Source organism: Lichenicoccus roseus, from assembly GCF_005844085.1.
Taxonomy (GTDB): Bacteria; Pseudomonadota; Alphaproteobacteria; order Acetobacterales; family Acetobacteraceae; genus Lichenicoccus; species Lichenicoccus roseus.
The window spans coordinates 109,849-123,044 of sequence record NZ_VCDI01000010.1; the positions used below are offsets into that span (position 1 = coordinate 109,849).

General features: G+C 68.0%; 14 protein-coding genes. 11 read left to right on the forward strand and 3 right to left on the reverse strand.

Annotated features, from left to right (window positions below; genetic code table 11):
- From cpaB to FE263_RS20045, 11 genes are read left to right on the forward strand one after another with little or no spacing between them, the layout of a single operon-like run.
- Entirely contained in the window at positions 1 to 915 is a 915-nt protein-coding gene (cpaB, locus tag FE263_RS20000) for a Flp pilus assembly protein CpaB (protein ID WP_138327809.1), read from the forward strand.
- Positions 915 to 2,354 carry a type II and III secretion system protein family protein gene (locus FE263_RS20005; protein ID WP_138327810.1) on the forward strand — a complete coding sequence of 480 codons (1,440 nt, stop codon included), beginning with the start codon at positions 915 to 917 and terminating at the stop codon, positions 2,352 to 2,354. Before cpaB ends, FE263_RS20005 begins: the two co-directional genes overlap by 1 nt.
- A complete protein-coding gene (locus FE263_RS22285; protein ID WP_171034244.1) occupies positions 2,351 to 2,638 on the forward strand; it encodes a hypothetical protein in 288 nt (95 codons plus the stop codon). The genes FE263_RS20005 and FE263_RS22285 overlap by 4 nt, the downstream gene beginning before the upstream one ends.
- Positions 2,635 to 3,897, forward strand: coding sequence for an AAA family ATPase (locus FE263_RS20010; protein ID WP_171034245.1), 1,263 nt, complete (start codon positions 2,635 to 2,637; stop codon positions 3,895 to 3,897). Before FE263_RS22285 ends, FE263_RS20010 begins: the two co-directional genes overlap by 4 nt.
- Positions 3,894 to 5,462: a CpaF family protein gene (locus FE263_RS20015; RefSeq protein WP_138327812.1), complete on the forward strand. Its 1,569-nt coding sequence runs from the start codon at positions 3,894 to 3,896 to the stop codon at positions 5,460 to 5,462. Before FE263_RS20010 ends, FE263_RS20015 begins: the two co-directional genes overlap by 4 nt.
- Positions 5,459 to 6,421 (forward strand): type II secretion system F family protein, encoded by a 963-nt coding sequence (locus FE263_RS20020; protein ID WP_138327813.1) that lies wholly within the window; start codon positions 5,459 to 5,461, stop codon positions 6,419 to 6,421. The genes FE263_RS20015 and FE263_RS20020 overlap by 4 nt, the downstream gene beginning before the upstream one ends.
- A complete protein-coding gene (locus FE263_RS20025; protein WP_138327814.1) occupies positions 6,418 to 7,356 on the forward strand; it encodes a type II secretion system F family protein in 939 nt (312 codons plus the stop codon). The genes FE263_RS20020 and FE263_RS20025 overlap by 4 nt, the downstream gene beginning before the upstream one ends.
- Positions 7,356 to 8,129, forward strand: a complete 774-nt coding sequence (locus tag FE263_RS20030; RefSeq protein WP_138327815.1) for a tetratricopeptide repeat protein — start codon at positions 7,356 to 7,358, stop codon at positions 8,127 to 8,129. The genes FE263_RS20025 and FE263_RS20030 overlap by 1 nt, the downstream gene beginning before the upstream one ends.
- Positions 8,119 to 8,613, forward strand: a complete 495-nt coding sequence (locus tag FE263_RS20035; RefSeq protein ID WP_138327816.1) for a TadE/TadG family type IV pilus assembly protein — start codon at positions 8,119 to 8,121, stop codon at positions 8,611 to 8,613. The genes FE263_RS20030 and FE263_RS20035 overlap by 11 nt, the downstream gene beginning before the upstream one ends.
- On the forward strand, positions 8,610 to 9,179 hold the full coding sequence (locus FE263_RS20040) for a TadE/TadG family type IV pilus assembly protein (RefSeq protein ID WP_171034247.1): 570 nt from the start codon (positions 8,610 to 8,612) through the stop codon (positions 9,177 to 9,179). Before FE263_RS20035 ends, FE263_RS20040 begins: the two co-directional genes overlap by 4 nt.
- 15 nt (positions 9,180 to 9,194) lie before the next feature.
- A complete protein-coding gene (locus FE263_RS20045; protein WP_138327818.1) occupies positions 9,195 to 10,355 on the forward strand; it encodes a pilus assembly protein TadG-related protein in 1,161 nt (386 codons plus the stop codon).
- A 39-nt stretch (positions 10,356 to 10,394) separates the two neighbouring features.
- On the opposite strand, the gene FE263_RS20050 is transcribed toward FE263_RS20045, so the two are convergent.
- Genes FE263_RS20050 through cysT form a run of 3 tightly spaced genes read right to left on the reverse strand, consistent with a single transcriptional unit; the run spans position 10,395 to position 13,095 of the window.
- The gene (locus FE263_RS20050) at positions 10,395 to 11,450 is read right to left on the reverse strand and encodes an ABC transporter ATP-binding protein (RefSeq protein WP_240759972.1); all 1,056 of its coding nucleotides are present in this window, start codon (positions 11,448 to 11,450) and stop codon (positions 10,395 to 10,397) included.
- Positions 11,447 to 12,280: a sulfate ABC transporter permease gene (locus tag FE263_RS20055; RefSeq protein ID WP_138327819.1), complete on the reverse strand. Its 834-nt coding sequence runs from the start codon at positions 12,278 to 12,280 to the stop codon at positions 11,447 to 11,449. The genes FE263_RS20050 and FE263_RS20055 overlap by 4 nt, the downstream gene beginning before the upstream one ends.
- Positions 12,277 to 13,095 (reverse strand): sulfate ABC transporter permease subunit CysT, encoded by an 819-nt coding sequence (gene cysT, locus FE263_RS20060; RefSeq protein ID WP_138327845.1) that lies wholly within the window; start codon positions 13,093 to 13,095, stop codon positions 12,277 to 12,279. The genes FE263_RS20055 and cysT overlap by 4 nt, the downstream gene beginning before the upstream one ends.
- Between the last annotated feature and the right edge of the window lie 101 nt (positions 13,096 to 13,196).

The following is a 13,196-nucleotide window of genomic DNA, read 5'->3' on the forward strand; positions in this document are numbered from 1 at the left end:
ATGCTATTGCGTATCGCGCTGTTCGCCCTGATGGCGATCGGGCTGGCAGGGTTCGGCGCCGTCACCTGGCGGGCCACCCACCTGCCGCCACCACCGCCGCCGGTCATGGCCACCGCCCGCGTCGCGCCGCCACCGCCGCCGGTCACCGCCTCCGTGCTGGTCGCGGCAAGCAACCTGCAAGGCGGCAGCTTCCTCCACCCGGACGACGTCACCACCGCCACGCTGGAGAAGGCTACCCTGCCGGCTAACGTCGAACTCGACACCAAGGCCAACCGGGCGTCGCTGAACGGCGCCCTGGTGCGCCACTCGCTGACGGCGGCGCAGACCCTGACCTCGGCCGACGTCATCCTCCCCGGTGAGCACGGCTTCGTCGCCGCCATCCTCGCTCCCGGCATGCGCGCGATCATGGTGGGCTCCGAACAGATCGCGGGCGATACCGCGCTGCTGTCACCTGGCGACCGGGTCGACATCATCCTCACCGACGTGCAGGAAGAAATATCCGGCAGCAAGCTCGCGCTGGCCCGCAAGATCCTGGCGGAAACCGTGCTGACGAATGTCCGCATCCTGTCGGTCGACCAGCAGCTGGTGCAGCGCGCGACCGTCGACAAGAAAGCCTCGCAGCCTGGCCTGCCGGTGGGTCCCGGGGGGCTGACGCTGGAAGTCACCCCGCTGGAGGCCGAGCATCTCGTGCTGGCGCTCAAGATCGGCAAGATCGCCCTGGCGCTCCGGCCGGCGGAGACTTCGGCCGGCAGCGGCATCGCCCTGGCGCGTGCCGACCTCCCCGGCCGCGCACCACCGCCGCCGGTCCGGGCGGGGGATGTCATGCACAGCCTGAACGCCCCCACCGACCTGCACGGCGCGATAAGCGCGGTGCGTGTGTATGACTCCAGCGGCGAGAAGGATTTCCAGTTCTGATGGACCTTCGCAATGAAACCATCCGCCGCGGCGTTGCCGCCGCCGTCGGGCTCGTGGCGACCGGAATGCTGGCGCGTCCGGCTGCCGCCGACCCGCTTGATCTGGCGCCCGCCCGTCACGACGGATCCGGCAACATGGCGATGCCTTCCGACCAGGGCGGCCAGCCGGGACAGCACAGCATCTCCATCGAGGCCGGCACCGGGCGCGTCATGGCCATCGCCGGGATTGCCGCGAATGTCTTCGTAGCCGATCCGAAGATCTTGCAGGTACGCCCCGCGAGTGCGTCGGCCTTGTTCGTGTTCGGGCTGATCCCGGGCCGCACGACCGTCGCGGCACTCGATGCCTCCGGGCACCCGGTCGGCCAGTACGAGATCACCGTCGTGCCCGGCAGCTTTGGCGCCGCCAGCGCCCAGGCCGCCATCACGCGGGCCCTTCCCAATGCCCATCTCACCCTGACGCCGAGCCCCACCGGCGTCACCATCAGCGGCGACGTCGCCACCTCCGCCGATGCCCAGGAGGCACTGGATATCGCGCGCAGCTACGTCTCGGCCGGCCAGACCGTCAACAACCAGATGAACGTCGCCAGTTCCGTCACCGTCGGCCTGAAGGTTCGCATCACCGAGATGGACCGACAGGTCACACGTGAGCTCGGCATCGACTGGCAGGCGATGGGCCAGATCGGCAAGTACGCAATCAGTTTCGCGACCTCCAATGGCGTCGCCCCGACCCTCACGGGACTTTTCAGCGGCAGGCACCTCACCGTCGACACCGTGCTCGAGGCGCTGTCGCAGGATAACCTGGTGCGCGTGCTGGCGGAGCCGAACCTCACCGCGCGCAGCGGCGAGAGTGCGAGCTTCCTGGTCGGCGGCGAGTATCCGGTGCCGGTGGCGCAGGGCGGTTCGTCCAGCAACGCGATAACCATCACCTACCAGCAATACGGCGTCTCGCTCTCCTTCGTACCGACGGTGCTGAGCTCCGGGCGGATCAGCCTGCATGTGCGGCCCGAGGTCAGCGCCCTCGCCACAACCGCGGCAAACGGCGCCGTCACGCTCTCGCAGGGCTCCGGCAGCCTGCAGATCCCGGCCCTCACTGTGCGGCGCGCCGAGACCACGCTCGAGCTCGGCTCGGGCCAGAGCTTCGCCATCGCCGGGCTGTTGCAGGACAATACCACCCAGGCCAACAACGCGCTGCCCGGCCTCGGCGACGTGCCCGTCCTCGGCGCGCTGTTCCGCTCCGACAGCTACACGCACAACCAGACCGAGCTGGTGATCATCGTCACGCCGTACATCGTGGGCTCGGTGAACGACCCCGATGCGTTGCAGACCCCGGGCGCCCGCTACAAGCCGCCGAACGATATCGAGCGCGTCCTGCTGCTGCGCCAGCGTGGCGGCAGCTCCGATGTGACCGTTCCGGGCGATGCAGGATTTGTCGTGCAATGAGACCCTCCCGACATGCGCTTGCGCTCGCGCTCAACCTGGCACTCCTGGGGCTGCTGGCCGCCTGCGGCGACCCGTATCAGCGCCCCGGCACCTGGCAGGCCGAGGGAGTGAACGATGCCAACCTCAAGGTCGAGGCGACCAACAAGTCCGACTTCATCGCGGGCCACGGCGACGCCGGCTCCGACGGCACGCTGGACGCCGCCGCGGTCGACCGGCTGCACCAGGACAAGGCCAGGAAACTCACCATCGACCCGACCTCCAGCCTTGCCGGAGGCGGATCGTGAGCGGCGCCGGCTCCTCCGAACCAACCCGGCACGACCGTGCCGCGATGATCGCCTTCGTCACCGACGGCGATACCGAGAACGCGCTGCGCGAGGGCCTCGCGGAAGTGGTGGGCATGACGCTCGACGTCCGGCGCGGTGGCGTGAAGGGCGCAATGGCCGCGATGCGCAAGATCGCAACCCCGCGCACCCTGATCATCGACGTCTCCGGTGAAGCGCACCCGCTGACTGCGCTGGCGTCGCTTGCCGACATCATCGAGCCCGAGGTCCAGGTGCTGGTCACCGGCGACCCGCGCGACGTCGATTTCTACCGCCAGGTCACCCGCGGGCTGGGCAGCGCCGAATATCTGCCGAAGCCGCTCAGCCGCGACATGGTGTCGCGGCATTTCGCGCCGCTGCTGGCCGGCCAGACCGCCAATCACGAGATCATCCAGGGCGGCCGCATGGTCACGGTGACCGGCGTGCGCGGCGGCACCGGCGCGACCACGATCGCGGTGCATCTCGCCTGGCATTTCGCGGTCGACATGCGCCGCCATACCGCACTGCTCGATCCCGACCTGCACATGGGCAACATGGCCATGCTGCTGAACAGCAAGGCGACCGGCGGCCTGCGCACCGCGCTGGAAAATCCCGACCGGCTCGACGAGCTGTTCGTCGAGCGCGCCGCGCAGCCGATCGAGAATTCGCCGCAGGCCGAGCGCCTGCATGTGCTGGCCGGCGCCTGCCGCATGACCGATGACCTGAACTACTCGCCGAACGCCGCGACCCGCCTCACGCAGCTGCTGCAGCGGCGCTACGGCTTCGTGGTCGCGGACGTGCCGTTCCGGCCGTCGCCGCTCTATCGCGACCTGATGGCGCTGGCGCACCAGCGCATCCTGGTGATGGAGCCGAGCCTGAGCTCGATCCGCGACACGCTGCGCCTGATGTCGCTGCCGAACAGCCAGAACCAGTCGCGGCGCGCCATCGTCGTGCTGAACCGCCTGGGCCAGAATGGGGGCCTGACCCGGCGCCAGGTCGAGGACGCGCTGAAGATGGCGCCGGACGTGGTCATCAACGACCTGCCGAAGCAGATCTCCGCCGCCGCCACCATCGGCGAGCCGGCCTCCGCGATGAAGGGCGCTTTCCGGGCCGGCATCATCGAGCTGGCGCGGCAGGCGGCGTTCGAGCGCCTGCTCGACAGTTCCAAGGCCCGCGCATCGACGCAGACCGAGACCAAGCAGGGCATGCTGCCGAAGCTGCGGCTGTTCGGGCGGGCAGCATGAGCCTCGCGGCCCGCACCTTCGGACGACGCACCGGCCCGCTGCTGGAAGGACCGGCACCGGCCCCGCCTGCGGAGCAGCAGGATTACGACACGCTGGAGCGGCTGCCGCCGGAGCCGATCGACGAGCCGCTCGACACGCCGGAGCCGGCACCCTCCGGGGCCCTGCCGTCCGCACCGCCCGCCATCCCGGCCAACCCGGCGGCGGCCGAGCAGGTGCTGCCGCCCGAACCAGCGCCGACCGTGCTGACGCAGGCGCCGCTGAAGGCGCAGCCGCTGCCGTCCACGCCCGGCACCCCCTCGCCCACCGCGGCGCTGCGCGAGCTGCGTACCCTGTGCCTGGGCCGGGTCGATCCGGCCGCAGTCGCCAAGATCCCGCAGCACCGCCTCGCCACCGAGATGGAGCGGCTGGTCTCGGAGATCGCAAGCTCGCACCGGCTGCAGCTCAACGGCCGCGAGCAGCGCAAGCTCGCCGAGGAGCTGATCGACGACATGCTCGGCCTCGGCCCGCTGCAGCCGCTGCTGGCCGACGACACCATCGCCGACATCATGGTGAACGGCCCCGAAAAAGTATTCGTGGAACGCGGCGGCAAGGTGGTGCTCAGCGACGTGCGGTTCCGCGATGCGGCGCACGTCACCAACATCTGCCAGCGCATCGCGTCAGGCGTCGGAAGGCGTGTCGACGAGAGCAGCCCGACGGTGGACGCCCGCCTGAAGGACGGCAGCCGCGTCAATATCGTGCTGCAGCCGCTTGCGCTGGACGGGCCGTACATCTCGATACGTAAGTTCAGCAAGAAGCCGATCGATTTCGCCAAGCTGATCGGTTACGGGGCGCTGACCGCACCGGTCGCGCGGGTCCTGGAAATTGCCGGTCGGGCGCGGCTCAACATCGTGATCTCCGGCGGCACCGGCTCCGGCAAGACCACGATGATGAACGCGATCTCGCGCATGATCGATGTCGGCGAACGCGTGGTGACCATCGAGGACGCCGCCGAGCTGCAGTTGCAGCAGCCGCACGTGGTACGCCTCGAGACCCGCCCCGCGAGCCTGGAGGGACGCGGCGAGATCACCCAGCGCGACCTCGTTCGCAACGCGCTGCGCATGCGTCCGGACCGGGTGATCATCGGCGAGGTGCGTTCGGGCGAGGCGTTCGACATGCTGCAGGCGATGAACACCGGCCATGACGGCTCGATGTCGACGGTGCACGCCAACACCACGCGCGACGCGCTGACGCGTATCGAGAACATGGTGCAGATGGGCAATACCGGCCTGCCGTCACGCGCCATACGCCAGCAGATCGCCTCCGCCGTCGACCTCATCGTGCAGGTCGAGCGCCAGCGCGACGGCGGCCGCCGGGTGACGCAGGTCACCGAGGTCTGCGGCATGGAAGGCGAGGTCGTCATCCTCAACGACGTGTTCCAGCTCGAACTGGTCGGCGAAGACCAGAACGGCAAGCTGATCGGCCGCTACAAGACCAGCCTGACGCGGCCGAACTGCCAGCAGCGCCTTGCCTACTTCGGCCTCGACCGCGCCTGGATCGCAGCCCTGGGCGAATCAGCCGCGCTATGAACGCCTACCTGCTGCCGCTGGCGTTCCTGCTGCTCTCGGTGGTGGGCATCTGCCTGTTCCTGCTCAACCAGCAGCGCGAACGTCGGCGCCGGCTGAAGCGGCGCTTCTCGAAAGCGCTCGACCCCTATGCGAAACGCCGGCGCGACGATCCCGGCGCCGCGGTCAGCGCGCGCATTTCCACCGACGCGCCGGCGGCCACCGCGGCCGACCGCTATCCGCGCATCTTCGGCTTCAACGCGGCACGGCTCGACCTCTACCCGGCGCGTCCGCTTATCCTGATCGGCATCGCCTCCATCATCGGCTGCCTCGCCGACTGGATGCTCAGGATGATCGTCGGCTGGATCGCACTGCCGGCGCTGCCTTTCCTGTGCATCATGTTCAGCCGCCTGCTGTTCGGCCGCTTCCACCAGCGCCGGGCGGACACGCTGTTCAAGCAGTTTCCGGATGCGCTCGCCATGATCGTGCGTGCCGTGCGCGTGGGCATTCCGATCAGCGAGGCGGTCCGTGCGGTGGCGCGCGAGAACGAGGCGCCCACCGCCGTGGAGTTCGCGCGTCTCGCCGACCAGATGGCGATCGGCCTGCCGCTCGACGAGGCGTTGCGCGGCATGGCGGAGCGCAACGGCCTGCCGGAATATCGCTTCTTCGCCACCGCGCTCACGCTGCAGGGCCAGACCGGCGGCAATCTCAGCGAGACGCTCGACAACCTTGCCGACGTGATACGCAAGCGGGTTGCGGCGCGCGCGCGCGGCTACGCGCTGGCGGCGGAGGCACGCACCAGCGCCAACGTGCTCAGCGCCCTGCCGGTCCTGCTGTTCATCGCGCTGATGTTCATGAACCCGGCCTACGCTGACCAGCTGCTCGATACCCATTCCGGCCACGTGATCCTTGGCCTGACGCTGCTCCTGCTCGGCGGCGGCATGTTCGTCATGCGCCTGCTGATCCAGAAGAGCCTGTCGTGAACGAGACCCTGCTGTTCGGTATCGTCGGCATGGTGCTGTTCCTGGTGCCGCTGTGCGCCATCCCGGTGATGACGATAATGCGGCGCCACAAGCGCATCAGGCAGCGTCTGCTGGAGGCGCAGCAGATCGAGGGCGTCACCGCGGAGAGCCAGGCCAGGCGCGCCAAGGCGCCGCCGCTTGCGGAATCTGTCGCGAGCCTGGGTTTCGCAGTGGTGCGTGCCGGCCTGCTGTCCAAGGGCACCGTCACCGAACTCGAGCGTACCTTGCAGGCGGGCGGTTTCAGGGGGGCCAATGGTCTCGGGCTGTTCGTCGGTTCGAAGCTGCTGCTGATGGTGGCGATGCCGCTGGTGGCCTACCTGCTGCTCCACAACGTGCATATGAAGTCGTTGCTTCATATCGCCTGCGTTGCCGGCGCCGGCGTGGTCGGCCTGCTGTTGCCGGACTTCGTGATCCGGAACATACGCCAGAAGTACCTGAAGGCGGTGGAGCGCGGTCTCGCCGACGCGCTCGACATGATGATCATCTGCGCCGAGGCGGGCCTGGCACTCGAAGCCGCGATCCGGAGGGTGAGCATAGAGATCGTGCATGCGCATCCGAAGCTTGCGGAAGAGCTCTCCATCACCTCGGGCGAGCTGAACATGATCTCGGACAGCCGCGTGGCGCTCACCAACATGGGTGCACGCACCGGCCTGCCGGCGCTGCGCCGGCTCGGCGGAACGCTGGTGCAGACCATCCAGTACGGCACGCCGCTCAGCGTGGCGTTGCGCACGCTGGCCACCGAGCTGCGCCAGGAAACCCTCACCCGCTACGAGGAGAAGGCAGCGCGTCTGCCGGTCCTGCTGACCGTGCCGATGATCCTGTTCATCCTTCCCTGCGTGTTCCTCATCGTGGCCGGACCGATCGCGGTCCAGGTCATGGCAAAATTCAGGCATTGATGACGATGAAAACCGGCCCGACCGCCCCTCTACTGGTTTCGCTGCTTGGCCTGCTCGGCCTTGCCGCCTGCACCTCGGACCGGCACCAGCCGGCTACGATCAGCCTCGGCCTCGCCGACACCGCGCTGGCCGACGGTTCGCCCCAGCTGGCGCTGAACGTCAGCCAGGCCGTGCTGGCGCGCAACCCGGGTGACGTCAACGCACTGGAGCGGCAGGGCGACGCCTACTACGCGCTCGGTGACAATGAGCACGCCAACGCAAGCTATTCGAAGGCGCTCGCGCTGCGGCCGGCTTCGGAGGCGGCGATGCTGGGCCTGTGCCGGACGGCTCTCGCCGAGGATCCCGAGCAGGCGCTGCGCCGGCTGGATCGCGTGCTGGCGGTCGATCCGCAGAACCGCGCCGCGCGCACCGATCGCGGCGTGGCACTCGACCTGCTCGGCCAGCACGGGGCGGCGCAGGGCGAGTATCGCCAGGTGGTCGCCCTGGGCGGCGACAACATCGCGGCAAAGGTCGATCTTGGCCTGTCGCTTGCGATGAGCAACGACGCCGCGGCCGCCGTGCAGATCCTGCAGCCGATCGCGAGCGAGCCTGACGCGACGGCACGCGTGCGGCAGGATCTTGCGGTAGCGCTGGTGATGGACGGACGTACCGACGATGCGCAGCGCGTGCTGCTGACGCAGATGTCGCCGGACCAGGCACGCGCTGCGATCGTAGCCTACCAGGAGCTGCGCGACCGACCGCTGACGCCGCAGCTGCTTAACCATGCGACGTAGTCTGCGCCGGCTGCTCGGGTGTCGGCGCGCTGCTACCGCACTCGAATTCGCGATTGCTGGCCCGGTCATGCTGACCCTGATCTTTGCGATCTTGGAAGACGGGATGATGCTGTTCGCGCAGTCGGTGCTGGACAACGCGACCCGCGACGCGTCGCGGCAGGTCATGATCGGAAACATCACGACAGCTCCCGCCTTCCAGGCCCAGCTATGCAGCGAAATCACCTCGTTCTTCGACTGCGCTCAGCTGCAGTTCAATGTCCAGGCCAGCTCGGTCGGATTTCCCGCTAACGTGGTTGCCACCAGCCTGACGGCGACGGTGGGCGCGGCAACCTTCAACTCCGGCACCGGCGGACAGTTCGTGACGGTGGAGGTCGTCTATAACCGGCCGTACATGACGCCATGGATCCAGAGGATCGCCGGGACCGGCTGGCAGCTGATGTCCACGCAGGCTTTCCAGAACGAACCATTTGCATCCTCGTCATGAACAACCCACGTCAACTGCTGCCGGACCGCCGTGGCGTAGCCTCCCTGGAGCTGGCACTTACTGCACCGGTTATGCTGATCATGTTCTTCGGCGTCGTCGAGGTCACGCAGCTGATCCGGGTATCGAACAAGCTCACCTTGGCCAGCCAGGCGATCGAGAACATCGTCGCCGGCCAGGGGACGGCTACCGTCCTGAGCGTCACCAACGCCTACCAGGCTGGGCAGCTGGTGATGGCACCGTTCAACAGCGCGACCACTCCGCTCGTCGCCACGATCGCGAACGTCACGTTCGACGGCAGCGGAAATGCCTCGCAGCTTACGTGGCAGGTTGACCTGGGCGGCGCCGCGGCGATGCCGGTCGCCACTGCCTGCACGCTCGCCAGCGGACTTGGACTAGCCAACGACAGCGTGATCGTGGTTCAGGTGGGCTACAGCTACAGTGCCGTCACCCACTACATCCTGCCATCCAGCTACGCGCTGTCGCACGTTGCCTATGGCCGGCCCCGCAATTTCGCGACGATCGCCGGCGTCTCGTCGCCGCTGACCGCCCCGACAGGCAACTGCTGAAGCAGATCCGTCCCGATGATTGACCGTCTTCGTCATCTGATCCGCAGCTTTTCAAGATCGCGCGAAGGCGCGGTCGCGGTCCTGGCTGCACTGCTGCTGACGCCGCTCATTCTGGCGGCCGGGATGGCGACGGATTACTCGCGCGAGGCAATGCTCAAGGCATCGCTGCAAAGCATAGCGGATGACGCGGCGCTGGCGGGTGCGAGCACGCTGAACCTGAGTTCCAGCAACGCCAATGCCATCAGCATCGCGACCAGCTATTTTAACAAGGGGGTCGCCACGATCGCCAACAGCGCCTCGGTCGGCGCACCCACCGTCGCTGTGCCAAACAGTACAACGGTAATCGTAACGGCATCGGCAGCGCTGAATACAACGCTTTTGGGGATGTTCCAAACTTCAATGCCGGTGAACGTCACCGCCGTGGCACAAGGACCAGGCTACGCAATCAAGGTGACGTTTGGAGGGTTCAAGAGCGGCGCCGCCGACGCTAACACGATCTACTACTACCTCGTCGGCGCGAACGGCCTCCCACCGCTTAACGTTTCAGCTTATACTGAATTGTTTACCAACAATCCCGCCGATCCTATGTTCTACACTAACAGCGTTCCGAAGACAATCGTTGCGGGTCCAGATCAGAGGATCGGCTTCGCGATGCTCAACCAGACCGGTGCCGTCACTCCTGATGGCACCAATGCATATGGCGGCACGCAAAACAGCTATCACTACTTCTTTTCGAGCGCGCCAGTCGTGAGCAACTATGCAGGCCTGGGCTACGCCAATCAGGGCAACTACTACTACAACGGCGTCGGCACCAGCGCTTCCTGCTCTGGGAAGAAACAGATCACTACCACAAATATAGGAAGCGTTCCTACCACCCCGCCTTTCGTCGCGAACGAGGGCAACCTAAACCCGTGCCCGGCGCGTCCCTGCGTTACCGCCTCGGGGACGGGCGTTTACCAGAACAACCTTACGATCAACGGCGCCTGCTCTACCCAGGCGAATGCGGCACCTACGTGCCTGCAGCTCTACGATACGCCGGAGACGTACGCTTGGAACGACATGGGCGGCTTTGGCTATGACGACTACAACTACAAGGATGCCAACTTTACCGTGAATTGCGTCCCCAGCAATCTTGCCTCAAGTTCGGGACCGGCTCAGGTCATCCTCACGCAATAACGCCGGCTCCTAATCACCTGTGTGACGCCCGCGCTACCGTTAGGCTGCGACACCGAACACGTGCGCTCGCGAGAGATCGAGCGTGCAGCGCGCACCCGGGCTGAGCGGCACGTCGATCGCCGGTGCCAGCGCCTCGATCACGCGGCCGGAGATGTCGATCTCGTAGCGGGTGAAGGCGCCGATCCGTCGTGCGAACAACACCGTCCCGGCGCCCTCGCCACCGCGCAACCCGATCTCGTATGGCCGGATCGAAATCACCGCCGGCCCGTCCGGAAGCGCCACCGGGATCGCAGACGCTTCCAGCAGGTGTGGGATCGCGCGTCCGTCCCGCACCGTCGCCTCGAAGCGCACGCTCTCGCCGAGGAACTGATGCACGAACGCATTCACCGGATGCCGGTCGAGCTGTTCCGGAGTGCCGACCTGCTCCAGCGCGCCGTCGCGCAGCAACGCGATGCGGTCGGCCACCTCGATCGCCTCGCCCTGGTCGTGCGTCACCAGGATGCTGGTAAGACCGAGCCGGTCATGCAGGCCGCGCAGCCAGCTGCGGATGTCCTTGCGCACCAGCGGGTCGAGCGCGCCGAACGGCTCGTCGAGCAGCAGCAGCTCGGGCTCGATGGCCAGCGCGCGGGCCAGCGCCACACGCTGGCGCTGGCCGCCGGAGAGCTGCCCGGGCCGCCGATTGGCCAGATGCGCCACCTGCACCAGTTCGAGCAGCTCGCGCACACGCTGGGCGATGACGTGCCGCGCCGGGCGGCGTCGCCACGGTCGCACCCGCAGCCCGAACGCCACGTTCTCCTTCACGCTCATATGGCCGAACAGCGCGTAGCTCTGGAACACGAAGCCGATGTTGCGCTCGCGTGCCGGCACCCGGGTGACATCGCGCGTGCCGATCGAGAGCCTGCCGGTATAGCCGGGCTCAAGGCCTGCGATCACCCGCAGCAGGGTGGTCTTGCCGGCCCCGGACGGCCCGACCAGCGCCAGGAACTCGCCCTTCGGCACCATGAGATCGATGTCGCGGATCGCCGGCGTCTGGCCGAACAGGCAGTTGATCCCCGCCAGTTCGACGCCGCTTGCCTGCATGACGAAGTCCTTCATGCCGCATTCCCCCGCGGCGCGCCGGTAGCCCGGTGCTGCCATTCCAGCATGCCGCGCAGGCCGACCGCCAGTCCGGACGCCAGCGCCAGCAGCGCCGCCAGCGTGAACGCCGCCACCCCCTGGTAGTCGTTGTAGAGGGTCTCGATGCGCAGCGGCACCGTCTCGGTCACCCCGGGGATATGGCCGGAGACTACCGAGACGGCGCCGAATTCGCCGAGCGCCCGCGCGGCGCAGAGCAGGACGCCGGACAGCAGGGCCCAGCCGATGCCGGGCAGCGTGACACGAAGAAAGATGTCCCAGAAGCCGGCGCCGAGCATGGTCGCGGCCTCCTCGCCCTCGCGACCGCGGGCATCGAGCACCGGCATGACGGTGCGCACCACGAACGGGAAGGTCACGAACAGCGTGGCGAGCAGGATGCCCGGCAGGGCGAAGGTGATCTGGACGTGGTTGTGGGTGAGCATCGGCCCGAACCAGCCGCGGCCACCGAACAGCAGCACCCAGACCAGGCCGGCCACCACCGGCGATACCGACAGCGGCAACTCGATCAGCACCAGGATCACGCCGCGTCCGCTGAATTCGTACTTGGTCAGCAGGTAGGCGGCGAAGATGCCGCAGACGGTGTTGACCGGCACGCAGATCGCCACCACCAGCAGGCTCAGCTCGATCGCCGAGAGCGCGTCCGGGTCGTCGAGGGTGGCGAGCGCGGCGCCGAGACCGTGCCTGAGCGCCTCGCCGAACAGCGAGACCAGCGGCAGCACCAGCAGCAGAATGGCGACGATCCAGGCCGCCGAGCCGAGCAGCCAGCGGGTGGCGCGTATACGCAGGCTCATAGCGGCTGCCGGGCGCCGGCCATCGCCGGCAGCAGCGCGCGCACCAGGCTCAGCGCCACCAGGATCAGCGCGGCGCCGAGCAGCATCACCAGCCCGATCGCGGCGGCGCCGGCATAGTCGAACTGCTGCAGCCGGATCACGATCAGCAGCGGCGCGATCTCGGAGACCAGCGGCCGGTTGCCGGCGATGAAGATGACGCTGCCGTACTCGCCGACGCCGCGCGCGAAGGCCAGTCCGAAGCCGGTCACCAGCGCCGGCAGGATGGCGGGCAGCAGCACCCGCAATGCGATCTGGCCAGGCCGCGCGCCGAGCGTCTGCGCCGCCTCCTCCAGCTCATGCGGCAGGTCGTTCAGCACCGGCAGCGTGCTGCGCACCACGAACGGCAGGCCGACGAACACCAGGGCGATCATGATGCCGGCCTGGGTGTAGGCGACCTTGATGCCGGCACCGGCCAGCGGCGCGCCGACCCAGCCATGCCGGCCATACAGAGTCGCCAGCGTGATGCCGGCCACCGCGGTCGGCAGCGCGAACGGCAGGTCGATGATGGCGTCGAGCAACCGCCAGCCGGCCGGCCGTACCCGCGCGATGGTCCAGGCCAGCAGCAGGCCAGCCACGGTGCAGAGGGAAGCGGCGAGGAAAGCGGTGCCGAACGACAGCCGGAGTGCTGCCAGCGCGCGTTCCTGCGTCAGCGAATGCCAGAGCCAGCCGGCGCCGTGCTCCCACGGCCGCGCCGCCAGTGCCGCCAGCGGCAGCAGCACCAACAGCGAGACCCAGGCGATCGTGATGCCGAGCGACAGGCGGTAGCCCGGGATCACCGTCGGCCCGTGGCCCTTGCCAGGACCGGCCGGCGGTACGTGCCGCGGCCGTCCGGGCACCGGTTCGAAGCTGGTTGCGAGCGGGCCCGGCCTGGGCGGGG